Origin of the sequence: Rhodoferax sp. OV413 (assembly GCF_945881795.1) — a bacterium.
GTDB lineage: Bacteria > Pseudomonadota > Gammaproteobacteria > Burkholderiales > Burkholderiaceae_C > Allorhodoferax.
The window spans coordinates 1-26,921 of the sequence record NZ_CAMCVG010000022.1 but is presented as its reverse complement, the minus strand read 5'-3'; the positions used below and the strand labels follow the sequence as shown (position 1 = coordinate 26,921).

Sequence of the window (26,921 nt, the reverse complement as noted above, 5' to 3'; positions counted from 1 at the left end):
CAGCGCCAATTTGCTCCAGCTTGCGGGCGCTTAATAAATTCAGCTAAACACGGACCCGCCTTCTGGCGCAACAACCCGGCCCGCGTTTAGCGTTGCCGGGTTTTGTTTTTATGTTGATTGCTTCTCCACAGTCCATGCGTTTTGATGCTCCTTTGCCCCTGCAAAGCGGCGCGTCCATCCATGGCTACTCTTTGACGTACGAGACCTACGGCGCGCTCAATGCCGAGCGGTCCAACGCGGTGCTGGTCTGCCACGCGCTCAACGCTTCCCACCATGTGGCTGGGGTTTACGCGGGGCAGGCCAAATCGGAGGGCTGGTGGGACAACATGATCGGGCCGGGTAAGCCGGTGGACACCGACAAGTTCTTTGTCATCGGCGTTAACAACCTCGGCTCGTGTTTCGGCTCCACCGGCCCGATGCACGCCCACCCCGACACCGGCGCGGTGTACGGCGCAAATTTTCCGGTCGTCACGGTGGAAGACTGGGTGAATGCGCAGGCGCGCCTGCTGGATGCCCTGCGCATCCAAACCCTGGCAGCCGTGCTGGGCGGGTCTTTGGGCGGGATGCAGGCGCTGAGCTGGTCGCTGCAATACCCCGACCGGCTGCGACACGCGGTGGTGGTGGCCAGTGCGCCTAGCCTGACGGCCGAGAACATTGCGTTCAACGAGGTGGCGCGCCGCGCCATCGTCACCGACCCCGATTTTCATGGGGGGAACTTTTACGCAAACGGCGTGCTGCCCAAGCGCGGCCTGCGCATCGCCCGGATGATCGGCCACATCACCTACCTCAGCGACGATGTGATGAACGAGAAATTCGGTCGCGCGCTCAAGGACGCGGTGCAGGCCAGCGCCACCGGTTACAAATACAGCACTCAGGATGTGGAGTTCCAGATCGAGAGCTACCTACGCTACCAGGGCGACAAGTTTGCCGAATACTTTGACGCCAACACCTACCTGCTCATCACCCGTGCCCTCGACTACTTTGACCCCGCCAAGCCCTTCGGCGGGGACCTGAGCCGCGCGCTGGCGGTTGCACGGGCCAAGTTCTTGCTGGTGAGCTTTACGACCGATTGGCGCTTCAGTCCCAAGCGCAGCCGCGAGATGGTCAAAGCCCTGCTGGACAACCGGCGCGAAGTTACCTACGCCGAGATTGACGCGCCGCATGGGCATGATGCGTTTTTGCTCGATGACGCCCGCTACATGGGCGTGATGCGCTCTTATTTTCATAGCATTGATGCGGCGGTGAACCGCGCAGGAGCCGACGCATGAGCGACATCACCACACAGCGCGCCATTGCCAGCCTGGTGCCCGAAGGCGCCCGAGTGCTCGACCTGGGCTGCGGCGACGGCGCCATGCTCGACTACCTGCAGCGCGAGCGCGGTTGCAGCGGCTACGGCGTGGAACTCGACGACGCCAATGTGCTGGCCTGTGTGAAACGCGGCGTGAATGTGCTGCAGCTCAACCTCGACGAGGGCCTGGCCGTGTTTGAAGACGTGAGCTTCGACGTGGTGCTGCAAATCGACACCCTGCAGCACCTGCGCAATGCAGAAACCATGCTGCTGGAGACCGCCCGTGTGGGGCGGGTCGGCATTGTGGCTTTTCCAAATTTTGCCCACTGGCCCAACCGCCTGAGCATCTTGCGCGGCCGCATGCCGGTGACCAAGCGACTGCCCTACCAGTGGTACGACACGCCCAACATCCGGGTTGGCACCCACGCAGACCTCGCAGGCCTTGCCGCCCGCAATGGCCTGCGCGTGCTCGACAGCTTCGGCCTGCAAGAAGGCCGCACGGTGCGGGTAATGCCTAACCTGCGCGCCGGAACCTCGGTGTACAAACTGGCACGTTAACTACTTCGCCGCCCCCACTGCGGCCGCCTGCCATGGACGCAGAATCCACCCTCAGCACCTTCACCGCCGTGGACGGCGACAACCTCGCCGTGCAGGACTGGCCGCTGGACCCCGACGTGCGGCTGCGGGGAATGGTGCTCATCGTGCATGGCCTTGGCGAACACGCCGGGCGCTACCAGCATGTGGCACAGCGGCTCAAGGGCTGGGGCTTTGCGGTGCGTAGCTACGACCAGTGCGGCCACGGCGAGAGCAGCGGCGCGCGGGGCGGCCTGCCCAGCGACACCCGCCTCCTTGATGACTTGACCGACCTCATCGACAGCACCCGCGCCCGACTGCCTGCCGGCACGCCGCTGATACTGCTGGGCCACAGCATGGGCGGGCTGGTGGCCGCGCGCTTTGTGAGCTTGGGGCTGAGGGCGGTGGATGCGCTGGTGTTGTCGTCGCCCGCGCTCGATACCGGCATGAACCCCTTACAAAAATTACTCGTCGCTGTGTTGCCGCGCATAGCGCCCAACCTGCGGGTGGGCAACGGCTTGAATGCGGATTTTTTGTCGCACGACCCCGCGGTGGTGCGGGCTTACCGGGCCGACCCGCTGGTGCACGACCGCATCTCGGCGCGGCTGGCCCGATTTTTTGCGACCGAAGGCCCCGCAACGATTGCCGCCGCCCCGCAGTGGAATCTGCCAACCCTGCTGCTCTATGCGGGGGACGACCGCCTGGTCAACCCGCAGGGCAGCCGTCGGTTTGCCGCGGCCGCGCCCGCCGATGTTGTGCGCGCAGTGTGCTTTGAGGCGCTGTACCACGAGATATTCAATGAGCCATCCGGCGGGACACCCAATGAAAAGGGAGTCGAAGCAGACGGCGAACTTGGAGGCGAATCAGCAAGCCATCCGGTGTTCGAAGCACTGCGCACCTGGCTGGACCAGCGTTTTTAAGTCGGAAGAGTTGCCGCGGATTGCGTCAGCAGAGCCAGCGCTGTGAGCGCCGCAGTTTCAGCCCGCAGCACCCGCGGCCCCAAAGACGCCGCACAAAAACCGGCGGCAATGGCCGCGTTCTCCTCGCCCGGGCTCAGGCCGCCTTCGGGCCCTGACAAAAACCACACCGCAGCCGGTTCAGCCCGCTCCGACCCGGCGGCCTGCCGCACCGGCAGGCTCCCCTCCCGCAGCGACAAGAGCAGGCGCCTGCCACCAGGCGGTGGCATGGCGCTGCCTTTGAGCCACTGCGCCAGCGTGCGCAGGGGGTGAATCGTCGGCACACGGTTGCCGCCGCACTGTTCGCAGGCCGCGATGGCCACGCTTTGCCAGTGGGCTACTTTTTTGTCGGCGCGCTCGCCGCTGAGCTTGAGCACGCTGCGCTCAGTCATCAGCGGCTGGATGCTGGCCACGCCGAGCTCGGTGGCTTTTTCTACCAGCCAGTCCATGCGCTCGTTGGCCGGCATGCCCACCGCCAGGTGCACCGCGCAGGCCGGCTCGCGGGGGTTGCTGCGGCCCGCGCCCACTTGCACCTGCACATCGCCGCGGCCCATGCGGGTGATGGTGGCGTCAAACTCGGCATCGCTGAGTCCGTCAAACAGCGTGATGCTGTCGCCGGGCTGCAGGCGCAGCACCTGCACATGCCGCGCCGCGCCGGCGGGCAGCTCCAGCACGGCTTCTGGGGCGAGCGCCGTGGCGCAGTGAAAACGGGGCATGACCTATGAACGCCCGAAGGCGAACACATTCGGCACCTCGATGCCCTCGACCTTTTCCACCAGCCGCAGCAGCGGCTTGAGTTGGATGTAGCGGCCGCAGGTGCTGCGGATGTAGTCAATAAAACGCGGCGTGTCAGCGAGGTACTTCGGCTTGCCGTCGCGCAGGGTTAGTCGGGCAAAAATGCCGGCGATCTTGAGGTGGCGCTGCAGGCCCATCCACTCCACCCCGCGGTAAAACGCGCCGAAGTCGTCGCCCACCGGAAGGCCGGCTTTGCGCGCTTTCTCCCAATAGCGGATGGTCACGTCCAGACAAAAGTCTTCTTCCCAAGTCAGAAATGCGTCGCGCATCAGGCTGGCAATATCGTAGGTGATGGGGCCGTAGACCGCGTCCTGAAAATCGAGCACGCCCAGGTACTGCGCGCCGGCGGGCAGCGCGGAGCCAGCGCCCGCGTCGGGCACCATCAGGTTGCGCGGCATGTAGTCGCGGTGAACAAACACGCTGGGCCAGCCCAGGTTATCTGCCAACAGCAAAGCAAAGCTGTTGTCCAGCGTTTTGCGCATCGCCGCGTCCAGTGTGAACTGCCGGTGGCGGCCGATGTACCACTCCGGAAAAAGTTCCAGCTCACGGCGCAGCAAAGCCCCGTCATACGGCGGCAGCACCCCGGGTACCGACGCCTTTTGCCACGCAACCAGCGTGTCGACCGCGTTCAGGTACACGTCCAACGGGGGCTTGGCGGGGTTGATGGTTTGCATCATGGTGCGGCTGCCCAGGTCGGTCAGCAGCATGAAGCCTTTGGCCTCGTCCCAGGCCAACACCTCGGGCGCGCGCAGGCCGGCATCGCGCAGCAGCGCAGCAATGTCCACAAAGGGCTTGGAGTTCTCTTTGTCGGGCGGCGCGTCCATGATGATCAGGCTGGTGAGCCCGCCGTTCACCAAAGCGTTGACCCGGAAGTAACGCCGAAAACTCGCATCCGCCGAAGCCAGGCCCAGCGTGTGCGGCTGCAGCCCGTGATTCGCTTGCAGCGCGCTGAACCATGCGTCGAACTGCAGGCCCCGCTGCGGATCGCTCCAGTCAATGGGTTGAGGCGAAGCGGAAGCGGCTTGGGACAGTTTTTGAGACGGGTCAGGCACGCCGGAAACGGGCAGCGGCTGGGGGAGTTTTTGCGGGCTTGGGGTCATGGATAATCGATTCTACAAAGCCATGCGCCGCCGCCCCGGGGTGACGCTGGAAGGCTCCGTTGTCCAACCTGTGCACATTGCCCCTCGCCCCATGCGTTTTCCCTTGCGCGCCCTGCCCCCCGGGGCGCCCGACTGCCGGCCCCCGCTGACCCGCCTGGTGGTCATGCGGGAGCTGCTGCTGGCGGCACCCCTTGCACTGGCTTTCGCACACATACCGGCCATCGCGCAAGACAGCACCAGCCAGGACGAACCCCTGCGCCTGCAAAGCACCCCGTTGCTGGAAGACAAGATCAATCGTGCGCAGCAAGAGCACGCGCCGATGTTCCTGATGGGCGAGCAACTCAGCGGCCGCCCCGACCTGGAAACCATCGCCCAGGGGCAGGCCGAGATGCGTAAGCCCGGCACGGTTATCAAGGCTGACCGGCTGGAGTACTACGCGCCCGACGATCTGGCCCGCGCCAATGGCAATGTGCGCATCAACCGCAACGGCAACGTGTTTGAAGGCCCGGCCATGGAGCTCAAGGTCGACGCCTTCGAGGGCAGCTTTGAGGCGCCGCGCTATCACTTTCTGCAGAACGATGCGCATGGCGAGGCTGCGCGGGCCCAGTTCTTGGATGAGAGCCGCACCAAGGTGCAGCAAGCGAGCTACACCACATGCCGCCGCAAGCCCGGCCCCGACTGGGTGCCGGACTGGGTGCTGCGCGCCAGCGAGATGGAGTTCGACCGCGACGAAGATACCGGCGTGGCGCGGGGTGGATCGTTGTATTTCAAGGGCGTGCCCATCCTGCCGGTGCCCGCCATCAGTTTCCCGCTGACCGAGGGGCGCAAGTCCGGCTTCATGCCGCCCACCATCGGACTGGACGATGTCAACGGCAGCCAGGTCAGCTTGCCTTATTACTGGAACATCGCGCCCAACCGCGACGCCACGGTCACCCCTACGGTAATGAGTGCGCGCGGCGTTGATGTAGCCGGCGAGTTCCGCTTTCTCGAGCCCACCTATTCCGGCGTGCTGCGGGGCAACTACATGGCCGCCGACAAGCTGCGCAATGCCGACCGCTGGGGTGCCACGCTCAACCAGACCGGTAACTTGGCCACCGATATCGGCAACGTCGCCTACCTGCTCAACCTCAACCGGGTGAGCGATGACAACTACTGGAGCGACTTCAGCACCAACGGCGCCCTGCGCTCGCGCACGCTGGCGGCCGACGTGCGGGCCACCTGGGCGCGTTCGGGCTATACCGTGCTGGGCCGCTCGCTGCGCTGGCAAACGCTGCAGTCGGCGACCTCGGTGATTACCCCGCCCTACGACATGACGCAGGTCAACGTGCAGCGCGGCCGCCTCAATGAGCAGGGGTTTGACTGGTCGGTGCAGGGCGATGTGGCGCAGTTCGAATCCGACCGCAGCCTTACCTTGCAGCCCAATACCCAGCGTCTCTACGGATTGGCGCAGGTGAGCCGGCCCTTTATTGCGCCCGAGGGCTACATCACGCCAAAGCTGCAGCTGCACACGACCACCTACCAGTTTGACAGCGTGCTCTCCAACGGAAACCGCTCGGCCGACAGCACCGTGCCGACCTTCAGCCTGGACGCGGGGCTGGTGTTTGAGCGCGAATCCGGCTGGCAGGGGCGCGATCTGGTGCAAACGCTGGAGCCCCGAATTTTTTATGTGCGCACGCCCTTTCGTAATCAGAGCATCCTGCCCAACTACGACACCGCCGCGAGCGACTTCAACTTTGCCAGCATCTTCACTGAAAACGCTTTTGTCGGCCACGACAAAATCTCCGACAACGACCTTCTGACTTTCGGCCTGACCACCCGTTTCATCGAGGCCGAGACCGGCGAGCAGCAGGCCCGCTTCGGCGTGGCCCAGCGCTACCGGTTTGAAGAGCAGCTCGTTACCCTGAATTCCGCCACCGCGCCGGCGTTGGCCGGCTGGAGCGACGTGTTGCTGGGCGCCGGCGTGAACCTCTCTCGCCAGTGGGCGGTAGACACCACCGTGCAGTACGACCCCACCACCGACCAGTCCAGCCGCTCCACCCTCGGCGCCCGCTACACGCCGGCGCCTTACCGCGTGCTCAACGGCGCCTACCGCTTCCAGCGCAACCTCAGCGAGCAGATCGATGTGAGCTGGCAGTGGCCCCTGAACGATATGTGGGGCGATGCCGACGGCCAGAGCGGCACCGGCCGTGGCCTGGGGGAGGGCCGCTATTTCAGTGTGGGTCGTTTGAACTACAGCCTGCGGGAGACAAGGCTGGTCGATACCCTTTTGGGCGTCGAGTACGATGCAGGCTGCTGGCTGGCTCGGGTGGTGGTCGGCCGGGTGCAGACCAGCGCCACCTCCTCGACCAGCAGCATCAAGTTCGAGCTGGAACTCATCGGATTCACCCGCCTGGGCCTGAGCCCCCTGGAGGCCTTGAAGTCCAACATCTCGCGCTACCAGAACCTACGTGAAACAGCGCCAAGTAACAGCCGCTTCAGTAACTACGATTGAACGCCATGAACCCTAGTCTTCGCGCCTTGGCACTGGCCTGCCTGCTTACTGCCGCAGCGCCGGTGCTGCTTGCCCAGTTAGCGCCAGCGCTGCTAGCCCAGCCTGTGCTGCCCGGCCCGCCTGCCGTGGCCGGCGACTACATCCTCGCGGTGGTGAATTCCGAGCCCGTCACCTTTCAGGAACTCAACCTCGAAGTACGGCGCATTGCCCAACAAATGGCACGCGAGGGCAAGAAGTCCCCGCCCGAGGCCGAGCTGCGCCAGATGGTGCTCGAGCGGCTGATCAACGACAAAGCGCAGCTGCAACTCGCCAGTGAGCAGGGCATTCGCATCGACAAGGCCGCAATCGAGCGCGCGGAGCAAAACGTAGCTAGTCAGAACGGTATGGATGTGCCCACCTTGCTCCAAAGCCTGGCCAGAGACGGCGTCTCGCCCGAGCGCTTTCGAGCCAGTCTGCGCGATCAGTTGACCCTCTCCCGCCTGCACGAGCGGGAGGTGGAGTCGTCCATCAAGATCGCCGAGGCCGATGTGGACCGCGCACTCCTGGAGCAACAGGCCAACAACGTCGACCCGTTCACGCAGGAAATCAACCTCGCCCAAATTCTGATCGTGCTGCCGGAAAAGGCCGGCGGTGACGAGGCGGCAGCCCTCTTCATGAAGGCGCAGCGCGCCGTAGAACGCGCCCGCAACGGCGAAGATTTCGCCAAACTGGTGCAGGAGCTTTCCGGCGGCGACCGTGCCAACGGCGGTCAGATCGGCTTGCGTCGGGGCGACCGACTGCCCCCGGTATTTGTGACCGCTACACAGCAGCTGCAGGTCGGCGAGGTGTCGGACGTGGTGCGCACGTCGGCGGGTTTCCATGTGCTCAAACTGATCGAGCGCAAGGCGCCCGAGCGGCTGGTGCAAACCATGGTGCAGACCCGGGCGCGGCATATTCTTCTGCGCCTGTCGCCCCAGTTCAACCAGGCGCAGGCTATTCAGCGTCTGAACCAGGCGCGGCAGCAGGTGGTGAGCGGTCAAACTGATTTCGCCGGATTGGCGCGCAAACTCTCACAGGACGGATCAGCCGAACAGGGCGGCGACCTGGGCTGGGCCTCGCCGGGCATGTTTGTTGCGGAGTTCGAAGAAGCCATGAACAGCTTAGCCACCGAGGGCGCCATCAGCGCGCCGGTAGTCTCGCGCTTTGGCGTGCACCTGATTCAGCTCGTTGACCGGCGCCGCGTTGAGCTCAGCCCCCAACAGATCCGCGACGCCGTGCGCGCCAAACTGCGCCAAGCCCGCTATGAAGATGCCTACAGCAACTGGGCCCGCAACGTGCGCGCCCGCGCCTTTGTAGAAATGCGAGAGGCACCGCAGTGAAGCACCTGGCGCGCAAGCGCTTCGGGCAGCATTTCCTCTCGGACGCGGGCATCATCGATGCGATAGTGCGCGCTATTGACCCGCAGCCCGGGCAGCCCATGGTCGAAATCGGCCCGGGCCTGGCAGCCCTGACCCAGCCGCTGGTCGAGCGTCTCGGCCGCCTCACCGTCATTGAGCTGGACCGCGATCTGGCCAAGCGCCTGCGCGAGCATCCGCAGCTTGATGTGATCGAAGACGATGTGCTGAATGTAGACTTCGCCCTCATAAACACTGCGCGGACTGCTCCTGAAAAGATAGTAACCGGCGCAACTGCCGCGCCCAAGCTCCGGGTCGTGGGCAACCTGCCATACAACATTTCCACGCCGATTTTGTTCCACTTGCTGGACCGGGTGGACTGCATCCAGGACCAGCACTTCATGCTGCAAAAAGAGGTGATTGACCGTATGGTGGCCGCGCCCGATACCTCGGACTTCAGCCGCCTGAGCGTGATGCTGCAGTGGCGCTACGCCATGGAGGACGTGCTCTTTGTGCCGCCCGAGAGTTTCGATCCGCCGCCGCGCGTGAACAGTGCGGTGGTGCGCATGCTGCCGCTGGAAGCGCCGCCGGTGCTCAATGTCGGCTTGTTTTCCGAGATGGTGCAGGTCGCCTTCAGCCAGCGACGCAAACTGCTGCGCCACACGCTGGGTGCCTGGCTGGACGCCCGTGGCTTTGCCGGCCACTTTGATGTGCAGCGCCGCGCGCAGGAGGTTCCGGTGCAGGAGTACGTGAACCTGGTTCAAGCGCTAGAAGCGGCCAAGGCGGCGTAGGCGCTTGCATTGACCCGGAGACATGTCGGGTTTGAAGCGCGCAGCACTTTGCGGCGCCCAGAAAAAAGGCCTGTCAGCGACAGGCCTTTTGCTTAGCCGGCGCGGGCGCTCAGGCCGCTGCCAGCCAGTATCCCGCGTTAAACGGGCTGCTCATGCGCAGCGCCAGGGGGGACACGTCCAACAACTTGTCGGTCGGCATCTTTTCTCCGGCGTCGGTGGTGGGCTCTGCCAGGGCGATGTTGGCCACGGCGTCGCTGCTTGCCTCTTTCGCCCGTTCTGCTTGGCTGGTGTGTGCAGAACGGGCTACAGAAAAGAATAGAAGCATCGGAATGGAATTTTCCGGTCCCCCCAGAAATCCGCAGTGTCACGGAAGATGTCGAGCAGCTGCTCGCGGGCTTCCTTGTCGAACTTGACGTTGGCGGGGATGTGCTCCAGCACGGCCACAAAACCGGGCTGGGGGCCCGACTTATGGACCGGGTCGGTCAAGTTGTCGTAAAGGGCATCAAAGTTCCTGCTCACGGTGGTCGGCAGCATGAACTGCTGGCCGATCATGTCAAGCACATCCTGCTTGGTCTGGGCGTTGGCCAGGTTGGCATACAAAAAATGGTGACCCAGGCCCTGGGCAGCTTCCTGCAGGTCCGAGACACGAAAAGCGCGTATCGATTGAACGATATTGGTTCTGACAGTTCGAAGTGGCATTTCCATCCCCGATTCTCTTTCTCTAAGTACAAGATTCATCTCAAGGCACGATCTTGCGAAAACTCGCATAGTGATCGGCAGTGTAAAAACAGGCGTGTGGTGCGGTGACAGTCAGGCCCCCGCACACAATTCTTCGGGCGCCCCGGTGGGGGACGCCTGGCGTTTTGACCGTGTATTCGCGGTAGTAACCCCGGGCTTGCAATGGCAACAGCCGCTCCCGATTACCGAAGACGACACCATCTTTGCCGTAGGGGAAAGGACCACCTTGCAGAACCAGCTTGTAGGTCACTTGGGCTTGGGGGGGAAGGCTGGCCAAAGGGACCGAGACTTGCGCCGCATCACTGCGACCTTCTTTGGCCCATGCAGCACCAGAACTCAGCGCCACCGCAATAAACAAGCCAGTGAGTACTAACTTGAAAGAACCCTTGTACACCCCGAACCCTTTACGACTATCGCAGGCAAAACCGAAAAGCGAAGCGCGTAGTGTCACGGATTCGGCATAAAAAAGCAAGGGCTTGCTCAAAAAATAAGCAAACCTTTGGCCCGTCGCGCCCGCCTCGGCGCCGGTCGGCGGCCCCGCAGGGCGCACCTTTTTAGCGCGTGGCGTTGGCGTCGGCGACCGTCAAGGCGGTCATGTTGACGATGCGGCGCACAGTGGTGCTTGCAGTCAGCACGTGCACCGGCTTGGCCGCGCCCAAAAGCACCGGCCCGATGGCGATATTGCCGCCGGCGGCGGTTTTAAGCAGGTTGTAGGCGATGTTGGCGGCATCAATATTGGGCAGCACCAGTAGGTTGGCGTCGCCATGCAGGGTACTGTTGGGCATCAGCGCCTGGCGCGCGACACCGTCCAGCGCCACATCGCCGTGCATCTCGCCGTCCACCTCGAGCCAGGGGGCCTGCACGCGCAGCAACTCCAGCGTGCGGCGCATTTTGACCGCGCTCGGCTCGTTACTGCTGCCGAAGTTCGAGTGGCTCAGCAACGCAGCTTTGGGCTTGAAGCCGAAGCGCATCATTTCCTCCGCCGCCATCACGGTGATCTCGCACAGCTGCTCGGCAGTGGGGTCGTAGTTCACATGGGTGTCGACCAGAAAAATCTGGCGGTTGGGCAGCATCAGGCCATTCATACAGGCATAGATCTGTACGTCTTGCGGTGTGCTCGGGCTGCCGCCCTGGCGCTTGCCGATGACCTGGTCGATGTATTGCAGGTGGGTGGCGGTCGTGCCCCAGGTGCCGCAGATCAGCCCGTCCACATCGCCCTTGTTCAGCAACATGGCGCCGATCAGGGTGAGGCGTCGGCGCATCTCGATTTTGGCGATCTGTACCGTCACGCCTTTGCGCTCGGTCATGCGGTGATAGGTTTGCCAGAAGTCGCGGTAGCGGTGGTCCTGCTCGACGTTTACCACGCTGTAGTCCACGCCCTCTTTGAGGCGCAGGCCGAATTTCTCGATGCGCTCGCTGATCACGGCGGGGCGCCCGATGAGCGTGGGCAGCGCCAGCCGCTCGTCCACCACAATTTGGGCGGCCCGCAGAACGCGCTCGTCCTCACCCTCGGCATAGGCCACGCGCTTCTTCAAGGCCTTTTTGGCGGCGTTGAAGATGGGCTTCATGGTGGTGCCCGACGCGTAGACAAAGCTTTGCAGCTTTTCGCGGTAGGCGTCCATGTCCTGAATCGGGCGCAGCGCCACGCCGCTGTCGGCCGCAGCCTTGGCAACTGCGGGCGCAATCTTGATCATCAGGCGCGGGTCGAAGGGCTTGGGGATGAGGTAATCGGGCCCAAACGCCAGCTGCTCGCCGGCGTAGGCTGCTGCCACCACTTCGCTCTGCTCGGCCTGGGCCAGCTCGGCAATCGCGTGCACTGCCGCAATCTCCATCTCCAGCGTGATGGTGGACGCACCTGCGTCAAGTGCACCGCGGAAGATGTAGGGGAAGCACAGGACGTTATTGACCTGGTTGGGGTAGTCGGTGCGGCCGGTGGCCATGATGGCGTCGTCGCGCACCGCCTTGACTTCTTCGGGCAGGATTTCGGGCGTGGGGTTGGCCAGCGCAAAAATCAGTGGCCGCGCAGCCATGGACTGCACCATGTCCTGCTTGAGCACACCGCCGGCCGACAGGCCGAGGAAAATGTCCGCCCCCACAATCACTTCACGCAGGGTGCGTGCATCGGTTTTCTGGGCGAACTGGATCTTGTCGGCATCCATCAACTCGGTGCGACCTTCATAGACCACACCGGCCAGGTCGGTCACAAAAATGTTTTCCCGCGGGATGCCCAGCTTTACCAAAAGGCCCAGGCAGGCCAGCGCCGCAGCGCCCGCGCCGGAGGTCACGAGCTTGACCTGTTGGGGGTCTTTTCCTGCGACCTTCAGGCCGTTCAGGATGGCCGCTCCGACGCAAATCGCAGTGCCGTGCTGGTCGTCGTGGAAGACCGGAATCTTCATCCGCTCGCGCAGTTTGCGCTCAACGTAAAAACAGTCGGGTGCCTTGATGTCTTCGAGGTTGATGCCGCCGAAGGTGGGCTCGAGCGAGGCAATGATGTCGACCAGCTTGTCGAGGTCGTTTTTCTCGTCGATTTCAATGTCAAACACATCGATGCCGGCGAACTTCTTGAACAAGACGCCCTTGCCCTCCATCACCGGCTTGGCCGCCAGCGGCCCGATGTCGCCCAGCCCCAGCACCGCGGTGCCGTTGGTAATGACGGCGACCAGGTTGCCGCGGCTGGTGTATTTGAAAGCGTTGTTCGGGTCCTTGACGATTTCCTCGCAGGGCGCGGCCACGCCGGGCGAGTAAGCCAGCGCCAGATCGTGCTGGTTAATCAGCTGTTTGGTCGGGCTGATGGCGACTTTGCCGGGCGTGGGGAACTGGTGGTATTCGAGCGCTGCCTGCCGCAGCTGCGCCTTTTTTTCGGCGGAATTGGAAACCGGGGGATGGGGCGTGAGCGGCTGAGTCGGGTCTGTCATTCGTCTTCCTATGCGGCTGGGCACGGCTCAGGGTCGAGGGCCGCAGCGCTGTAATGGGCTTTGCATTGTAGACCTCGCTTACCAGGGGCTTACCGCTGCTGTGTGCGGTGTTATGCGAATGGCGTATGGGGTTATGAAGGCGCCTGCGGACCCCTTCACGCTGGCAGCCCCATTACGCTGAAGGGCATGCAGCAGCCAGTGCCTCTTGCAAGTTGCCCAGCTGCACCGGCTTGCTCAGGAAAGCATCCATGCCCGCAGCCATGCAGGCGGCGCGGTCCTCGGGGTAGGCATTGGCGGTCATCGCAATGACCAGCGGCTGACGCAGAAGGGGCAACGCGCGCAGCGCGCGGGTCGCGCTGAGCCCATCCATTTCGGGCATCTGCAGATCCATCAGCACCACGTCAAACTCCGTTTTCTGCAGGTATTGCAGCGCCAGCAGGCCGTTCTCCGCCTCCTGCAGCGGCGGGCAGCCCAGCTGCTTGAGCTGACTGCGGGCGAGAAAGCGGTTGATGGGCTGGTCGTCTACCAGCAGGATGCGCAGGTGCGACAAATCAAGCAGCGCCCCACCTCCCGCGGCCCCTGCGCCTGCGAGCGGCTCGCCGTCCGTCGCCGGTGCATCGCCCGTCTGCTCCGCGAGTGGCGCGTCCAGCCTGAGCCCGGATGCTGGCAGGGTGAAGCAGAACTCACTGCCCACGCCATCGGTGCTGCTGACGGTCAAGTCCGCCCCCATGCGCTCCAGCAAGCCCCGGCTGATGACCAGGCCCAGCCCGGTCCCGCCGAACTTGCGGGAGATGGAGCTGTCGCCCTGCTTGAAGGGCTCAAACAGCTGCCCCGCCACTTCATGGCTCATGCCGATGCCGGTGTCTTTGACGGCGCATCGAATGCCCTGCGGCACGCGGCGCATGCTGACCTCCACCGCGCCGCTCTGCGTGAACTTCAGGGCATTGCCCACCAGATTCATCCACACCTGCCGCAGCCTGCTGGGGTCTCCGATGGCGCGCGCAGGCACTGCGTCGTCAATCAGGCTGTGCAGGCGGATGCCCTGGGAGCGGGCCTGTGTCTGAAACAGTGCGAGGGTGTCCTGCACCACCCGGCGGGGGTCGAAGGCAATCTGCTCGAGCTCCATCTGGTTGGCCTCGATCTTTGAGAAATCAAGGATGTCATTGATGAGCGCCACCAGCGCCTTGCCGGCGAGCAGGATGTTGTCCACATAGTCGCTCTGGTCGCGGTTGAGCGGCGTTGTCAGCAGCAACTCGGCCAGCCCGAGGGCTCCGTTCATGGGCGTGCGGATTTCGTGGCTCATCATGGCCAGAAAACGGCTCTTGGCCACATTGGCTGCCTCGGCCTGCAAGAGGGCGGCGCGCAGCTCGGCGGTTCGTTCACTGACGCGCTGCTCCAGCGCCTGGTTGGCCTGGAACAGGGCCAGGCTTTTTTCCTCGAGCAACTGCTCTGCGTCTTTACGGGCTGCTTTTTCCCGCTCCAGCCGGGCTTGCAGCCGGCGCAAGGCCTCCTGAGGGTCGGTCGGCGGTGGTGGCCCCGGCTCGCTCACCGGCTCAGGCCTTGTTGCGCAGCTCGAAGCGGATAGCCCCGTCGGGCAGATTGACACGGGTCACGGTGACCGGGTCGCCGAAGTGGGTCACGGCGCCGCCGATCAGCCCTTCGGCCAGATCCCCGAAGTGGCGCGGCGAGGCGTAGAGCATGTCCAGACCATCGGGGCGGCGCGTGCAGTCAAAGCTGGGCAGCTGGGCGTCGGGGTACAGCTTGCGCACTTCGGTGTGGATGATGGATTCGATGCCGTACAAAAAATCCAGCGCCGATGTGACGCCATGGAAGAAAGCCGGATACAGCGAATGGAACCGGCCGAACAAGTGCGTACCGAAGGTGTGCACCAGCGCTGGAACCGGCAAACCCGAGCGCTGAGAAAGTGCCACCACCATGCCGACGAGCTCGGTGTGGTCGTAGGTTCCTACCGCGGTGTAAGCGCCGCCGCTGGGCGGCGCGCTGTCCGAAATGATGTCGTCCACCATGTCAGCCGAGAACTTGTCCTCCACCATCTCCAAGAACTCGGTAAAAACCATGCCTTTCATCGCCGTCTCCCCTGCTATCTTGTTAAAAACCGAATTGCAAACTTGCAATCTGCACACTTTATAGCGCACAGCCGCTTTGCAGTTCGAAGTTCGCAGCCCGCGTCCCGTCAGCCGCGCATCAACGCTTCGATGGCATCGGCCTCCACCGGCACGCCGCGGCTGATGAGTTCGCAGCCCGCGTCGGTCACGATGGCGTCGTCCTCAATGCGAATGCCGATGTGGTGGAACGCCTCGGGCACGCCGGGCGCGGGCCGCACATACAGCCCGGGCTCCAGCGTGAGCACCATACCGCTTCGCAAAACCCGCGAGGGCCGGTTCACGATGTCGGCGCCGGTGATGGCGTCTTTGCGCACTTGCGCGCTCCCCCGTTCTGCGGGCTCGGTGTAGGCGCCGCAGTCGTGCACATCCATGCCCAGCCAGTGGCTGGTACGGTGCATGTAAAACGGGAAATAGGCGCGCTTTTCCATCACGTCGTCCACATTGCCTACGGCGCTGCGATCCAGCAGACCCAGGTCCAGAAGCCCCTGCGACAGCACGCGCACCGCAGCCTCGTGCGGGTCGGTGAAGCGGGCGCCGGCGCGGGTTGCGTCCACCGAGGCCACCTGCGCTGCCAGCACCACGTCGTAGAGCGCGCGTTGCGGGCCGGTAAAAACGCCGTTGGCCGGGAAGGTGCGGGTGATGTCGCTGGCGTAGCCGTCGAGCTCGCAGCCCGCGTCAATCAACACCAGTTCGCCGGAGCGCACCGGCGCAGCATCGGCGCGGTAGTGCAGCACGCAGGCGTTGGCACCGGCCGCCACGATGGAACTATAGGCGGGGTACTGCGAGCCCTGCTGGCGGAATTCGTGCAGCAGCTCCGCGTCCAGATGGAATTCGCGTACGTCTTGTCCGTCGCGCAGCATGCGGGCGCAGCGCTGCATGGCGCGGATATGGGCTTCCGCGCTGATTTGGGCGGCGCGGCGCATGGTGGTCTGCTCGTAGGCGTCTTTGATCAGGCGCATCTCATCCAGCGGCCCGCACAAGTCGCGCACCTGCTCGGGAACCAGCGCGCCAAATCGCGCACGGGCGCGCAGGCCGCTGAGCCAGCCGTCGATGCGGGTTTCCAGGCCGGTGTGGGTGGCAAAGGGGTACCAGACCGCGTCGGCCCCGTCGAGCAGTGCAGGCAGGCGCTGGTCGATGGTGCCCACCGCATACGCTGCGCTCACGCCCAGCGCCGACGGCGCAGCCTCGGGCCCCAGGCGCAGCCCGTCCCAGGTTTCGCGCTCCAGGTCCTTGGGCTGGCAAAACAGGGTGCTGCTGCCATCGCCCTGCACCACCAGCCATGCATTGGGTTCGGTGAAGCCGCACAGGTAGTAAAAGTAACTGTCAAAGCGGAACAAAAAGTCGCTGTCCCGGTTGCGGGCCCGCTCGGGCGATGTGGGCAGCACCGCCACACCATGGGGGCCGATGTGGGCGGCAAGGGCGGCGCGGCGGCGCGCGTAGTCAGGGGAGGGGGCGTTTTGCGGGTTCATGGGGCGTGTAAGAGGGTGTGAGGGGTGCGAGGGTGGTCAAGTGGTCAAGGGCATGCGTTGAGTTCGGCCAGGCGCTCGGGTGTTCCGACATCGGTCCAGCGGCCAGTGTAAATCTCGGCACTTACCCGCGCGCCCCGCATGGCCCGGCGCAAAAGGGGCGCGAGCGCCGCTTTGACGCCCTGCGGGTTGCCGTGCGCAATATCGCACCATGGGGGCTGAAACAGCGCGCGCCGGTAGAGCGCAAAGCCGCTGAAGGTATATCGCGGGCCGCGGCTCTCCAAAGCGGGGGCGGGGATAGTGTCCGCATAGAGATCCGCCGATGAACCCGCCGATGGATCTGTGCAGACTCCGATGCCGTCTGCGTCCACCTCGTCCAAGCCAAAGTCGCCCGTCGGGTGGTGGGCGGGGTTGGGGACCAGCCACAGGTGGGCCAGCCGGTCGCTTTGGGCAAAGCGCTCCAGTGCCTGTGGGCTCAGCGCCAGGTCCGGCGCAAACACATCGCCCGCCAGCGACCAGAACACCCCACCTAGCTGCGGCAGCGCGCGGGCAATGCCGCCGGCCGTCTCGAGCGCTTCGCCAAAATCGCGCCCCTCGTGCGAGTAGCGCAGGGCCATGGTGGGGGAGTCGGCGGCATGAGTTTGCTCCGAATTCAGGAGCGCCTCACGCAATATCCATGAGCGTTCAAGCCGAAAAACACTTCCAAAATTCGCCTCTATCTGCTCCCCCAGCCAGGCCGTGTTGACGAGCGTCGCCGGGCATCCGGCCGCCGCCAGCGCCTCCAGGTGATACTGCATCAGCGGCTTGCTGTGCACTTGTAAGAGGGGCTTGGGCGTGGTGTCGGTCAGCGGGCGCATGCGCTCGCCGCGGCCGGCGGCCAGCACGATGGCAGAGCAGGAGGGGGCGAAGGGGGCGGCGTCAGCAGACATGAGAAATGAGCATAGCCCAAGCGCGGGCGCGGTGAACGAGCGCGACCCTTTTTTACGCTATAGCCACCGTCTGACCCCGCCGGTAAGCGCAGGCTGCTCCTAATTTGCTAGCGGCTGCCGACCGATACCGCGCCGAAGATGCTTTGCGCTTCGCGTGGCAGGCCGCGCCAGTAGACCGGGTTGCCCTCCACCTGCGCGCCCAGGGCCGCCGCCGCGTGCCAGCCCCAACGCGGGTTGTAGAGAAAAGCCCGTGCCAGGGCGATGAGGTCGGCCTCGCCTGCTTGCAGAATGGTCTCGGCCTGCTGCGCTTCTGTGATCAGTCCCACGGCGGTGGTTGTCATGCCGGACGCCTCGCGGATGCGCTTGGCAAAGGGCACCTGGTAGTTGGGCCCGATGGCAATTTTTTGCTGGGGCGACACCCCGCCGCTGGAGACGTGAATGAAATCGCATCCCGCCGCCTTGAGCCGCTGCGCCAGCACCGCACTTTGCTCCACATCCCAAGCGCCTTCCACCCAGTCGCTGGCGGACAGGCGCACGCCCAGCACCCCCTGGTAGGCCTCGCGCAGCGCGCCAAACACTTCCAAGGGAAACCGCATGCGGTTCTCGAGGCTGCCGCCGTAGTCGTCGGTGCGCTGGTTGGCAATGGGCGAGAGGAATTCGTGCATCAGGTAGCCGTGGGCAGCGTGCAGCTCGATGGCGTCCACGCCCAGCCGCTCACTGCGCAGCGCCGCCTGTACAAACGCCTTCTTGACCCGTGCGAGGCCTTCTGCCGAAAGTGCAGTCGGCGCGCTCTCGTGGGGCAATTGCGGCAAGGCCGAGGGACCCTCCGGCTGCCAGCCGCCCTGCTCGGGAGTGAGCAGCTGGCCGCCCTTCCAGGGCACGTTGCTCGAGGCCTTGCGGCCGGCGTGCGCCAGCTGAATGCACACTGCGGTGCGGGGCGCGAGAGCGCGGGCACGGTGCAGCTTGTCAGCCATGGCCGCTTCGGTGCGGTCGTCCCACAGGCCGAGGCATCCGGGGCTGATGCGGCCCTCGGGCTCCACGCCGGTAGCCTCGATGGTGAACATCGCCGCCCCGCTGTTGAGCAGGTTGCCCCAGTGCATCAGGTGCCAGTCGGTGGCCTCGCCGTTGACAGCTTGGTACTGGCACATGGGCGCCACCACAATGCGATTGGGCAATACGAGGCCGCCGCGTGGCGACGAGAGGGTCAGGGGGGTAAAGAGGAGGCTCATGCACAAAAGCATAGCGCAAAGCCCCCCGGCGCCCGTGTCACCCGCGCCGCTAAAATCGTGCCCTCTAGTTGCGCGCCCATTCTTTCCCACCCCCTCACCCAACCCTTGGAGTTGCCCTCAATGGCCCCCACCCTCCCCACCAAAGACATGGCAAACGCCATCCGCGCACTGGCCATGGACGCTGTGCAGCAAGCCAATTCCGGCCACCCCGGCGCGCCCATGGGCATGGCCGACATGGCTGTGGCCTTGTGGGGCGAGCACCTGCGCCACAACCCTGCCAACCCGCTGTGGGCCAACCGCGACCGCTTTGTGCTCTCCAACGGCCACGGCTCCATGCTGCTCTACGCGCTCTTGCACCTCACCGGCTACGACCTGCCCCTATCGGAGCTGAAAAACTTCCGCCAGATGCACAGCAAAACCGCCGGCCACCCCGAAGTGGGCGTGACCCCCGGCGTGGAAACCACCACCGGCCCGCTGGGCCAGGGAGTGACCAACGCGGTGGGCTTTGCCTTGGCTGAAAAGCTGTTGGCTGCCGAGTTCAACCGCGATGGCCACACTGTGGTGGACCACCACACCTATGTGTTTCTGGGCGACGGCTGCCTGATGGAAGGCATCAGCCAGGAAGCGATTTCTCTGGCCGGCGCCTGGCGCCTGAACAAGCTGGTCGCGCTGTACGACGACAACGGGATTTCGATCGACGGCAAGGTGGCCCCCTGGTTCATTGACAACACCGCCCAGCGCTTTGAAGCCAGCGGCTGGAATGTGCTCGGCCCCGTTGACGGGCACGATGTGGCAGCTGTGTCTGCGGCTATTGCAAAGGCCAAGGCCAGTGCCGACAAGCCCACCCTCATCATCAGCAAGACCCACATCGGCCAAGGCAGCCCCAACCGCGTAGGGACCTCCAAGGCCCACGGCGAGCCGCTGGGCGCCGAAGAAATCGTGCTGACCCGCCAGGCGCTGGACTGGAACCACCCGCCCTTCGTGATTCCCGAGGGGGTGTACGAGGCCTGGAGCGCGGTGGCCCAGGGCACGCAGGATGAGGCTGAGTGGAATACCTTGTTCGCGTCGTACCAGGCCGCCCATCCCGCCTTGGCCGCCGAGTTCTTGCGCCGCATGGCCGGCGCCCTGCCCAAGCACTTTGACCAGACCGTGGTCGATGCGGTAGTGGCGGCCCACCAAAAAGCGGAAACCGTGGCCAGCCGCAAGGCCAGCCAGCTGGCCCTGACCGCGCTCACCGCCGCACTGCCCGAGCTCCTGGGTGGCAGCGCCGACCTGACCGGCTCCAACCTCACCAACACCCCGTCCACTCCCAGCTTCCGGGTGAACGCGCAGGGCGAAGTGGTCAAGTACCCCCTGACCGAAGGCCTGAGCAGCCCGGACGACCGCATCGGCCGCCACATCAACTACGGCGTGCGTGAATTCGGCATGGCAGCCATCATGAATGGCGTGGCCCTGCACGGCGGCTACATCCCCTACGGCGGCACCTTCCTGACCTTCAGCGACTACAGCCGCAACGCCATCCGCATGGCAGCCTTGATGACGCAGCGCGTCATCCATGTGTTCACCCACGACTCCATCGGTTTGGGCGAAGACGGCCCCACCCACCAGTCTGTGGAGCACGCAGCCAGCCTGCGACTGATTCCCAACCTCGATGTGTGGCGCCCCGCCGACACGGCGGAGACCGTGGTGGCCTGGGCCGTGGCCCTGCGCAACCAGCGCAAGCCCACCGCCTTGCTGCTCAGCCGCCAGAACCTGCCCTACGCGCCCAAGTGCTCCTCCGCTGCAGCGCCCGACGCCTGCGGGCTGGACGCCATCAGCAAGGGGGCCTATGTGCTCTCCGAACCCGCAGATGCGGGCATCAAGAAGAAGGCGCAGGCCGTCCTCATCGCCACCGGCTCCGAGGTGCAACTGGCGCTGGCCGCGCAAAAGCTGCTGGCCGAGCGCAAGATTGCGGTGCGCGTGGTCTCCATGCCCTCCACCACCACATTCGATGCCCAAAACGCCGCTTACAAGGCCACCGTGCTGCCCGCCGGCGTGCCGCGTGTGGCGGTTGAGATGGGCGTGACCGCGGGCTGGTGGAAATACGGCTGCGCTGCGGTTGTCGGTCTGGATACGTACGGTGAATCCGCTCCGGCGCCGGTACTGTTCAAGCACTTCGGCTTCACGCCCGAGAACGTGGCCGACACCGTGCGCGCGGTGCTGGGCCGCAAAGCCTGATTCCCGTCGCTGACGGGTACTTATCGTTTTCAGTCTCCTTTCTTTTCTTCGAGGTTATTCATGGCAATCAAAATTGGTATCAATGGTTTCGGTCGGATCGGCCGTATGGTGTTCCGCGCTGCGGTGCAAAACTTCAACGACATCGAAATCGTCGGCATCAACGATCTGCTCGAGCCCGACTACCTGGCCTATATGCTGCAATACGACAGCGTGCACGGCCGCTTCAAGGGCGAGGTGTCGGTGGACAACGGATCGTTGGTCGTCAACGGCAAGAAAATCCGCCTGACCCAGGAGCGCGACCCCGCCAACCTGAAGTGGGCCGACATCGGCGCCGACATCGTGATCGAAGCCACTGGCCTGTTCCTGACCCACGAAACCGCCCAAAAACACATCGACGCCGGCGCCAAAAAGGTCATTCTTTCTGCGCCTTCCAAGGACGACACCCCCATGTTCGTGTTCGGCGTGAACGACAAAACCTACGCCGGCCAGGCCATCATCAGCAACGCCAGCTGCACCACCAATTGCCTGGCCCCGCTGGCCAAGGTTATCAACGACAAGTTCGGCATCAAGCGCGGCCTGATGACCACCGTGCACGCCGCCACCGCCACCCAAAAAACTGTGGACGGCCCCTCCAACAAAGACTGGCGCGGCGGCCGCGGCATTCTGGAAAACATCATCCCCTCCAGCACCGGCGCGGCCAAGGCAGTGGGCGTGGTGATTCCTGAGCTCAACAAAAAGCTCACCGGCATGGCGTTCCGCGTGCCAACCAGCGATGTGTCGGTGGTCGACCTGACGGTGGAACTCAACACCTCCGCCACCATCGCCGAGATCAACGCCGAGCTGAAGGCCCAATCCGAAGGCGCCCTGAAGGGCGTGTTGGGCTACACCGAAGACAAGGTGGTGGCCACCGACTTCCGTGGCGACAGCCGCACCTCCATCTACGACGCCGAAGCCTCCATCGCGCTGGACGGCACCTTCGTCAAGCTGGTGAGCTGGTACGACAACGAGTGGGGCTACTCCAACAAGTGCCTGGAGATGGTGCGGGTCGTCGCGCGCTAAGGGCCGGGTTCAGGCCGCATGCAAGCCGGTGTGGCCTATGCGGCCCTGGCCTATCTGGCCTGGGGCCTTTTCCCTGTTTATTTCAAGCAGCTCGCCGCCATTCCCGCGCTGGAGGTGGTGATGCACCGCACCGTCTGGTGCATGGTGGTGCTGTTGGTCGTGCTTGCGTGGCGCGGTCAATGGCGCTGGCTGGGCGAGTTGCGGCGCAGGCCGCGAGTGCTGGGCGCGTTTGCGCTGTCCGCCCTGCTGCTGGCGGTGAACTGGCTGGGCTATGTCTGGGCCGTTCACAACGACCATGTCCTTGACGCCAGCCTGGGCTACTTCATTCTTCCCCTGGTCAATGTCGGGCTGGGCTACGCCTTTCTGCACGAGCGCCCGCGCGCGGGCCAGTGGCTGGCGGTGGCGGTGGCAGCTGCCGGTGTGCTGTGGTTGGCCTTGCAGGCTGGCCATGTGCCGTGGGTGGCGCTGTTGCTGGCGGTGACCTTTGGCTTGTACGGGCTGCTGCTCAAGGTGGGCGCCCTCGGCGCCCTGGAGGGCTTGGCGCTGGAGACCATGGTGCTCGCCCCGTTGGCTGTTGGCGGCCTGCTCTGGTGGGCCGTGCAGGGGCAGGGCGCGCTGGCGCAGGGCAGCGCCAGCGACATCGGCTGGCTGCTGCTGGCCGGGCCGCTGACGGCGGTGCCCTTGCTGCTGTTTGCGGCGGGGGCGCGGCGCGTGTCCATGGCCACCATGGGCGTGCTGCAGTACATCTCGCCGAGCTTGCAGCTGCTGGTGGGCGTGTGGCTCTATGGCGAACCCCTCGCGCCGGCGCGCGCCATCGGCTTCGGCCTGATCTGGACGGCCTTACTCGTTTATGGGGCAGAGGGCTGGTGGTTCAGCCGCACAACGAAAAATCAGCCAGCCTCCTCAAAAGTATCCTGACAGGCCGCGAGCGCCCGTACTTCCGGCACTTCTCGGGCTACCCGCACTGACTGCAGCGCCAGATGGGCCGGCGTGTTCAGCTCTGGTGGGAGCTGGTGTTTGGCTTGCAGGTAGTGGTGGGTGTAGACGTCCAGCCAGGCCTCGAGCGCCTGCGCGGCCTGCGTCTCTCCGGCGAGCTCCAGGCATAGCGCGCCGACCTCGCTGGTGCAGAAGTGGTCCTCGCGGCGGGAACGGCGCAGCCGGTAGCGCGACATCTGCTCGGGCTGCAGGCTGAGCACCGGCAGGGCATCCAGATAAGGGCTCTTGCGAAACATCTTGCGCGCCTCGGGCCAGGTCGCGTCCAGCAGGACGAAGAGCGGCCGCCTGCGCAGGGTCGGGCTTTCCATGTTGCCCGGCTGCGGGTGGGGTTGCGCGGGCCCGGCGGGCGTCAGGCGGTGCACCACCCGGTCGGGCGCCACAAACTCCCCGGGGAACACCAGATAAGGCTGCCACTGCGGGTCGGCCAGCAGCGCGAGCAGCGCCGGGTCCACGTCGGTGCGGGCCCAGCCGAATGCAAAGGTGTCTGCCACCACGTCGGCAATCAGCCATCCGGTGTTGCTCGGCTTGAGCGCCTCAATGTCGGCCATCAGCAGACAGACCCCGGCCCGCACCGGCAGGCGCGGCTGCAGGCGGCAAATGCAGTGGGCGGGGTTGATGCGGCAGCCCGGGCAGCGCGCGCCTTTCATGCCGCCGCGCGCCAGAAAGGGCTTGCTGCTGCGCGCCAGCCGCTGCGCCCGCAAGCGCGAGACGGCATGCGGGCCGGGAGCATCAATCAAGCGTGCTGCTTCGTGGTCTTCGCCGGGGTGGTTTTGATTCGTCACCTTGTGTTTCTACAATCAAACGCTATGACCACTGAAAAAGCCCCCACCCGCCGTATGCGCCCCATCCCCAGTTTCATTTTTGCGAGTCGCTGGCTGCAGCTGCCGCTGTATCTGGGCCTGATTGCGGCACAAGGCGTGTATGTCTTTCATTTCTGGCTGGAGCTGGTGCACCTGCTGGAGGCCGCCTTCGGCAGCCAGACCGCTCTGCAGGCTCTGGTGACGAGCATAGGCTACAAGTCCGACGTGCCGGTACCTGCGCTCAACGAGACCATCATCATGCTGGTGGTGCTGGCGCTGATTGATGTGGTGATGATCTCCAACCTGCTGATCATGGTGATCGTGGGCGGCTACGAAACCTTTGTGAGCCGTATGGACCTCGACGGCCACCCCGATCAGCCCGAGTGGCTCAGCCATGTGAACGCTTCGGTGCTCAAGGTGAAGCTGGCAACCGCCATCATCGGCATCAGCTCCATCCACCTGCTGAAAACCTTCATCAACGCCGCCAATTACGACGAAAAAGTGCTGATCGCCCAGACCGCCATCCACGTCACCTTTTTGTTCTCGGCGATTGCGATTGCCTACACCGACAAGCTGCTCCACAGCAGCCAATCGTCGTCGGGCCACTAAGCGCCCGGCCCGCCCGCGCTGTCCGCCGGCAGGCGCGGCGGGTGGAACAGCGGATAGAACAGCGAGAGGCCCTCAAACCACCGGCTGGTGGTCGGCATCGGGGCGATGGGCGGGGTCTACGTGGGTCATCAGGTTGAGCACGCGGTGGCGCTTGAGCACCGCTACGCGGGCTGCCACGGCGATGTTGTGGCCCTCTTCGACGGTGAGTTTGGCGTCCACCTCGATGTGGGCATCGGCGACCACCATGTCGCCCATCTTGCGGGTGCGCACGTCGTGTACACCTGCCACACCTGGGGTGGCCAACAGGGTCTCGCGAATGGCCTGCACCTCGGCTTCGTCCACCGCGCGGTCCATCAGGTCGTGCAGCGCGTCCCAGCCGAAAGCCCAGCCCATCTTGCCCACCATGAAGCCCACAATCAGCGCGGCAATCGGGTCCAGCAGCGGGTAGCCGGCCATGCTGCCGATGATGCCCAAGCTCACCACCAGCGACGAGGCCGCGTCCGAGCGGGCATGCCAGGCATTGGCCACCAGCAGGCTGGACTTGACCGCCTTGGCGGTGCGCAGCATGTAGCGAAACAGCAGCTCTTTGGTGACGATGGCGCCCAGAGCCACCCACAGCGCGGTGACCTCCGGGGTGGCAATGGTGTCGGGCGACTCCAACTTCTGCAGCGCCGCCCACACCATGCCGCCGCCGACGGTCAACAAAATCAGGCCCAGCGCCAGCGAGGCGGCTGTCTCAAAACGATGGTGTCCGTAGGGGTGACCGGCGTCGGCGTCTTTCTTGGCGTGGTGGCCGGCAAACAGCACCACGAAATCGGACACGAGATCAGAAAGCGAATGAATGCCGTCGGCAATCAGCGCCTGTGATTTGGTCAGCATGCCCACCACCACCTGCGCGGTGGCTAAGAGCACATTCACCACCACGCTCACCCAGGTGCTGCGCGAGGCCGCCGAAGCGCGCTCGGCGGCGGTGTGGGCGGCGTGTTCGGAGTCGTCCTCGAGGTCGGCGAAGTTCATGCCGGCAAGCCTACCACCGGACCGAGTAATTCAGTGTGGGCCGTGGCCGTACATCACGTTGATGCGGGCTACATATTTGGCCACTTTGCCGCTGACCACGCAGCCCTCGTGCAACACCGAGTCGGCGCCAAAGCCGTGCCGGAAAAACAGCGCCGAGCCCTTGCGCGGCAACACATCCACGCAGCGGCCCCGCACCCCGTAGAGGCGGGTGTTGCCGCCCTCCACGCCGTCGTCCGGCCCGTTCAGGTAGAGCAGCATGGTGAGCCCTGAGCGCAGGCCGGGGCCCCACTCGAGCATGGTGCTGCGGTCGTCGCTCAGGCTGTACCCGGGCCAGTTGCCGTCGGTGTGCGGGTTGAACACATCGTTGGCGTCGTACTTGTACATGTTGATGCGCTGGCTGAGCGCGGGGTAGAGCGGCTCATTCGCCAATGCGGGCGGCAGCAGGTGCGCGAAGCGCCCCAAGAGCGGCGTAGTGAAGTCGGGGTCGGCCACCCAATGCACCGATTTGTTCATGCGCATACCCGGCGGGGTGGCGATGCCGGGTGCCTCGTCGCGGTAGCCTAATCGCTCGGTAGCGGCCACAATCGCGTCCGCCTCGGCGGGGGCCACTACCTCATCAATCACAAAAGCCAGCAGCCCGCCCAGATCAATGTCCTGGCGTACCGGGCGCAGTGCGGGTTGGGGCTGCAAGCTCAGCGCCGGGGCCGGCGAATCGAACGCGTGCACGGGAGTAAGCGGCACCACCCCGCCCATGGGCAGCGAGCCTGGCAGGTGGGCCACCGCGTGGTGGCCGGGCCAGGGTGTCGTGCCCGCTTCGTCGTGCGCCTTGCTCACCATGTGCCGATGTTGGGCATGGAGACCCAGGGCTCGGCAGGTGGCAGCGGCCCGCCGCGTTGCAGCAGCTCAATGGAGATCTGGTCGGGCGAACGCACAAAGGCCATGTAGCCGTCGCGCGGCGGCCGCACGATGGCTACACCGTGGGCCTGCAGGCGGCTGCAGGTGGCGTAGATGTCGTCCACCGCATAGGCCAGATGGCCGAAATTGCGCCCGCCGGTGTAGTTCTCAGGGTCCCAGTTGTAGGTCAGTTCTACCTGCGCGCTGCGGTCGCCCGGTGCTGCCAGAAACGCAAGCGTGAATCGCCCTTGCGGTATTTCACGCACGCTCAGCACCTCCAGACCCAGGGCATCGCGGTAAAAGCGCAGCGATGCTTCGAGGTCCGTCACCCGGACCATGGTGTGCAAATACTTCATGGCCTGCGCTACTTGGCCTGCAGTATCCAGGCCGCCAGTTTTTTGGCGTCAGCATCCGACAGCTTGGGGTATGCGGGCATGGGCAGATCGCCCCATTTCCCGACGCCGCCGTTGCGAATGCTTTGGGCCAGCATGCCTTGGGCGTCGGCCTGGCCCGCATATTTGGCGGCCACATCCTTGTAGGCCGGGCCGACCAGTTTGGT

At 64.7% G+C, this 26,921-nt stretch carries 26 protein-coding genes; 10 read left to right on the top strand and 16 right to left on the bottom strand.

Annotated elements, in window-relative coordinates; all coding sequences use genetic code 11:
* Window positions 1-110 precede the first annotated feature (110 nt).
* From Q0O05_RS04735 to Q0O05_RS04725, 3 genes are read left to right on the top strand one after another with little or no spacing between them, the layout of a single operon-like run.
* A complete protein-coding gene (locus Q0O05_RS04735) occupies window positions 111-1,268 on the top strand; it encodes a homoserine O-acetyltransferase (protein ID WP_293660744.1) in 1,158 nt (385 codons plus the stop codon).
* Complete coding sequence (metW, locus tag Q0O05_RS04730; RefSeq protein WP_293660743.1) at window positions 1,265-1,846, top strand: methionine biosynthesis protein MetW; 582 nt, start codon at window positions 1,265-1,267, stop codon at window positions 1,844-1,846. Before Q0O05_RS04735 ends, metW begins: the two co-directional genes overlap by 4 nt.
* Window positions 1,847-1,878: 32 nt before the next feature.
* Window positions 1,879-2,781, top strand: coding sequence for an alpha/beta hydrolase (locus Q0O05_RS04725; protein WP_293660742.1), 903 nt, complete (start codon window positions 1,879-1,881; stop codon window positions 2,779-2,781).
* Here the strand turns inward: Q0O05_RS04725 and Q0O05_RS04720 are convergent.
* Both Q0O05_RS04720 and Q0O05_RS04715 read right to left on the bottom strand, forming a co-directional pair.
* Window positions 2,778-3,533 carry a 16S rRNA (uracil(1498)-N(3))-methyltransferase gene (locus Q0O05_RS04720; RefSeq protein WP_293660741.1) on the bottom strand — a complete coding sequence of 252 codons (756 nt, stop codon included), beginning with the start codon at window positions 3,531-3,533 and terminating at the stop codon, window positions 2,778-2,780. The two genes, Q0O05_RS04725 and Q0O05_RS04720, sit on opposite strands and share 4 nt — an antisense overlap.
* Before the next feature lie 3 nt (window positions 3,534-3,536).
* Window positions 3,537-4,712, bottom strand: a complete 1,176-nt coding sequence (locus tag Q0O05_RS04715) for a phosphotransferase (RefSeq protein WP_293660740.1) — start codon at window positions 4,710-4,712, stop codon at window positions 3,537-3,539.
* Between Q0O05_RS04715 and lptD the strand changes: the two genes are divergently transcribed.
* From lptD to rsmA, 3 genes are read left to right on the top strand one after another with little or no spacing between them, the layout of a single operon-like run.
* Window positions 4,711-7,203, top strand: coding sequence for an LPS assembly protein LptD (gene lptD / locus Q0O05_RS04710; RefSeq protein ID WP_293660739.1), 2,493 nt, complete (start codon window positions 4,711-4,713; stop codon window positions 7,201-7,203). The genes Q0O05_RS04715 and lptD overlap by 2 nt on opposite strands.
* Window positions 7,204-7,208: 5 nt before the next feature.
* Entirely contained in the window at window positions 7,209-8,561 is a 1,353-nt protein-coding gene (locus tag Q0O05_RS04705; RefSeq protein WP_293660738.1) for a peptidylprolyl isomerase, read from the top strand.
* Entirely contained in the window at window positions 8,558-9,367 is an 810-nt protein-coding gene (gene rsmA / locus Q0O05_RS04700; RefSeq protein WP_293660737.1) for a 16S rRNA (adenine(1518)-N(6)/adenine(1519)-N(6))-dimethyltransferase RsmA, read from the top strand. Before Q0O05_RS04705 ends, rsmA begins: the two co-directional genes overlap by 4 nt.
* A 109-nt stretch (window positions 9,368-9,476) precedes the next feature.
* Here rsmA and Q0O05_RS04695 read toward each other — a convergent pair whose 3' ends face one another.
* The 9 genes from Q0O05_RS04695 to Q0O05_RS04655 all read right to left on the bottom strand — a co-directional run bounded on the left by Q0O05_RS04695 (window position 9,477) and on the right by Q0O05_RS04655 (window position 18,770).
* Entirely contained in the window at window positions 9,477-9,614 is a 138-nt protein-coding gene (locus tag Q0O05_RS04695) for a hypothetical protein (protein ID WP_293660736.1), read from the bottom strand.
* Window positions 9,615-9,670: 56 nt separating this feature from the next.
* Window positions 9,671-10,072: a barstar family protein gene (locus Q0O05_RS04690; protein WP_293660735.1), complete on the bottom strand. Its 402-nt coding sequence runs from the start codon at window positions 10,070-10,072 to the stop codon at window positions 9,671-9,673.
* 34 nt (window positions 10,073-10,106) lie between these two features.
* Window positions 10,107-10,445, bottom strand: a complete 339-nt coding sequence (locus Q0O05_RS04685; protein ID WP_293660746.1) for a ribonuclease — start codon at window positions 10,443-10,445, stop codon at window positions 10,107-10,109.
* A 214-nt stretch (window positions 10,446-10,659) separates the two neighbouring features.
* Window positions 10,660-13,020 carry an NADP-dependent malic enzyme gene (locus tag Q0O05_RS04680; protein WP_293660734.1) on the bottom strand — a complete coding sequence of 787 codons (2,361 nt, stop codon included), beginning with the start codon at window positions 13,018-13,020 and terminating at the stop codon, window positions 10,660-10,662.
* Between the two features lie 172 nt (window positions 13,021-13,192).
* Entirely contained in the window at window positions 13,193-14,524 is a 1,332-nt protein-coding gene (locus Q0O05_RS04675) for a response regulator (RefSeq protein WP_293660733.1), read from the bottom strand.
* Window positions 14,525-14,573: 49 nt separating this feature from the next.
* Window positions 14,574-15,107, bottom strand: a complete 534-nt coding sequence (locus tag Q0O05_RS04670) for a heme NO-binding domain-containing protein (RefSeq protein WP_293660732.1) — start codon at window positions 15,105-15,107, stop codon at window positions 14,574-14,576.
* Between the two features lie 107 nt (window positions 15,108-15,214).
* Window positions 15,215-16,615: an aminopeptidase P N-terminal domain-containing protein gene (locus Q0O05_RS04665; protein ID WP_293660731.1), complete on the bottom strand. Its 1,401-nt coding sequence runs from the start codon at window positions 16,613-16,615 to the stop codon at window positions 15,215-15,217.
* Window positions 16,616-16,659: 44 nt separating this feature from the next.
* Complete coding sequence (locus Q0O05_RS04660) at window positions 16,660-17,541, bottom strand: nucleotidyltransferase family protein (protein WP_293660730.1); 882 nt, start codon at window positions 17,539-17,541, stop codon at window positions 16,660-16,662.
* 107 nt (window positions 17,542-17,648) lie between these two features.
* Window positions 17,649-18,770, bottom strand: a complete 1,122-nt coding sequence (locus tag Q0O05_RS04655; RefSeq protein ID WP_293660729.1) for an NADH:flavin oxidoreductase/NADH oxidase — start codon at window positions 18,768-18,770, stop codon at window positions 17,649-17,651.
* Between the two features lie 120 nt (window positions 18,771-18,890).
* On the opposite strand from Q0O05_RS04655, the gene tkt reads away from it, so the two are divergent.
* From tkt to rarD, 3 genes are read left to right on the top strand one after another with little or no spacing between them, the layout of a single operon-like run.
* Window positions 18,891-20,987 carry a transketolase gene (tkt, locus tag Q0O05_RS04650; RefSeq protein WP_293660728.1) on the top strand — a complete coding sequence of 699 codons (2,097 nt, stop codon included), beginning with the start codon at window positions 18,891-18,893 and terminating at the stop codon, window positions 20,985-20,987.
* Between the two features lie 60 nt (window positions 20,988-21,047).
* Complete coding sequence (gene gap, locus Q0O05_RS04645) at window positions 21,048-22,046, top strand: type I glyceraldehyde-3-phosphate dehydrogenase (RefSeq protein ID WP_293660727.1); 999 nt, start codon at window positions 21,048-21,050, stop codon at window positions 22,044-22,046.
* A gap of 18 nt (window positions 22,047-22,064) precedes the next feature.
* On the top strand, window positions 22,065-22,964 hold the full coding sequence (gene rarD, locus Q0O05_RS04640) for an EamA family transporter RarD (RefSeq protein WP_293660726.1): 900 nt from the start codon (window positions 22,065-22,067) through the stop codon (window positions 22,962-22,964).
* Here the strand turns inward: rarD and Q0O05_RS04635 are convergent.
* Window positions 22,937-23,779 (bottom strand): tRNA-uridine aminocarboxypropyltransferase, encoded by an 843-nt coding sequence (locus tag Q0O05_RS04635; protein ID WP_293660745.1) that lies wholly within the window; start codon window positions 23,777-23,779, stop codon window positions 22,937-22,939. The two genes, rarD and Q0O05_RS04635, sit on opposite strands and share 28 nt — an antisense overlap.
* A gap of 69 nt (window positions 23,780-23,848) precedes the next feature.
* Here Q0O05_RS04635 and Q0O05_RS04630 point away from each other — a divergent pair, with 69 nt between their 5' ends.
* Complete coding sequence (locus tag Q0O05_RS04630; RefSeq protein WP_293660725.1) at window positions 23,849-24,451, top strand: TIGR00645 family protein; 603 nt, start codon at window positions 23,849-23,851, stop codon at window positions 24,449-24,451.
* 72 nt (window positions 24,452-24,523) lie between these two features.
* On the opposite strand, the gene Q0O05_RS04625 is transcribed toward Q0O05_RS04630, so the two are convergent.
* From Q0O05_RS04625 to Q0O05_RS04610, 4 genes are all read right to left on the bottom strand, one after another.
* On the bottom strand, window positions 24,524-25,468 hold the full coding sequence (locus tag Q0O05_RS04625) for a cation diffusion facilitator family transporter (RefSeq protein ID WP_293660724.1): 945 nt from the start codon (window positions 25,466-25,468) through the stop codon (window positions 24,524-24,526).
* Window positions 25,469-25,498: 30 nt separating this feature from the next.
* Window positions 25,499-26,302 carry a 2OG-Fe(II) oxygenase gene (locus Q0O05_RS04620; RefSeq protein WP_293660723.1) on the bottom strand — a complete coding sequence of 268 codons (804 nt, stop codon included), beginning with the start codon at window positions 26,300-26,302 and terminating at the stop codon, window positions 25,499-25,501.
* Window positions 26,299-26,718 (bottom strand): VOC family protein, encoded by a 420-nt coding sequence (locus Q0O05_RS04615; RefSeq protein ID WP_293660722.1) that lies wholly within the window; start codon window positions 26,716-26,718, stop codon window positions 26,299-26,301. Before Q0O05_RS04615 ends, Q0O05_RS04620 begins: the two co-directional genes overlap by 4 nt.
* Window positions 26,719-26,726: 8 nt before the next feature.
* Window positions 26,727-26,921 (bottom strand): c-type cytochrome (locus Q0O05_RS04610; RefSeq protein ID WP_366519037.1); only part of this gene is annotated, 195 nt, incomplete at its 5' end.

What these genes read in the sequence shown, in the direction of transcription:
- Q0O05_RS04735 (WP_293660744.1), top strand. Translation starts at nt 111, where the DNA reads ATGTTGATTGCTTCTCCACAGTCCATGCGTTTTGATGCTCCTTTGCCC.
- metW (WP_293660743.1), top strand. Translation starts at nt 1,265, where the DNA reads ATGAGCGACATCACCACACAGCGCGCCATTGCCAGCCTGGTGCCCGAA.
- Q0O05_RS04725 (WP_293660742.1), top strand. Translation starts at nt 1,879, where the DNA reads ATGGACGCAGAATCCACCCTCAGCACCTTCACCGCCGTGGACGGCGAC.
- Q0O05_RS04720 (WP_293660741.1), bottom strand. Translation starts at nt 3,533, where the DNA reads ATGCCCCGTTTTCACTGCGCCACGGCGCTCGCCCCAGAAGCCGTGCTG.
- lptD (WP_293660739.1), top strand. Translation starts at nt 4,711, where the DNA reads ATGGATAATCGATTCTACAAAGCCATGCGCCGCCGCCCCGGGGTGACG.
- Q0O05_RS04715 (WP_293660740.1), bottom strand. Translation starts at nt 4,712, where the DNA reads ATGACCCCAAGCCCGCAAAAACTCCCCCAGCCGCTGCCCGTTTCCGGC.
- Q0O05_RS04705 (WP_293660738.1), top strand. Translation starts at nt 7,209, where the DNA reads ATGAACCCTAGTCTTCGCGCCTTGGCACTGGCCTGCCTGCTTACTGCC.
- Q0O05_RS04690 (WP_293660735.1), bottom strand. Translation starts at nt 10,072, where the DNA reads ATGGAAATGCCACTTCGAACTGTCAGAACCAATATCGTTCAATCGATA.
- Q0O05_RS04680 (WP_293660734.1), bottom strand. Translation starts at nt 13,020, where the DNA reads ATGACAGACCCGACTCAGCCGCTCACGCCCCATCCCCCGGTTTCCAAT.
- Q0O05_RS04670 (WP_293660732.1), bottom strand. Translation starts at nt 15,107, where the DNA reads ATGAAAGGCATGGTTTTTACCGAGTTCTTGGAGATGGTGGAGGACAAG.
- Q0O05_RS04665 (WP_293660731.1), bottom strand. Translation starts at nt 16,615, where the DNA reads ATGAACCCGCAAAACGCCCCCTCCCCTGACTACGCGCGCCGCCGCGCC.
- Q0O05_RS04660 (WP_293660730.1), bottom strand. Translation starts at nt 17,541, where the DNA reads ATGTCTGCTGACGCCGCCCCCTTCGCCCCCTCCTGCTCTGCCATCGTG.
- Q0O05_RS04655 (WP_293660729.1), bottom strand. Translation starts at nt 18,770, where the DNA reads ATGAGCCTCCTCTTTACCCCCCTGACCCTCTCGTCGCCACGCGGCGGC.
- tkt (WP_293660728.1), top strand. Translation starts at nt 18,891, where the DNA reads ATGGCCCCCACCCTCCCCACCAAAGACATGGCAAACGCCATCCGCGCA.
- gap (WP_293660727.1), top strand. Translation starts at nt 21,048, where the DNA reads ATGGCAATCAAAATTGGTATCAATGGTTTCGGTCGGATCGGCCGTATG.
- rarD (WP_293660726.1), top strand. Translation starts at nt 22,065, where the DNA reads ATGCAAGCCGGTGTGGCCTATGCGGCCCTGGCCTATCTGGCCTGGGGC.
- Q0O05_RS04630 (WP_293660725.1), top strand. Translation starts at nt 23,849, where the DNA reads ATGACCACTGAAAAAGCCCCCACCCGCCGTATGCGCCCCATCCCCAGT.
- Q0O05_RS04625 (WP_293660724.1), bottom strand. Translation starts at nt 25,468, where the DNA reads ATGAACTTCGCCGACCTCGAGGACGACTCCGAACACGCCGCCCACACC.
- Q0O05_RS04615 (WP_293660722.1), bottom strand. Translation starts at nt 26,718, where the DNA reads ATGAAGTATTTGCACACCATGGTCCGGGTGACGGACCTCGAAGCATCG.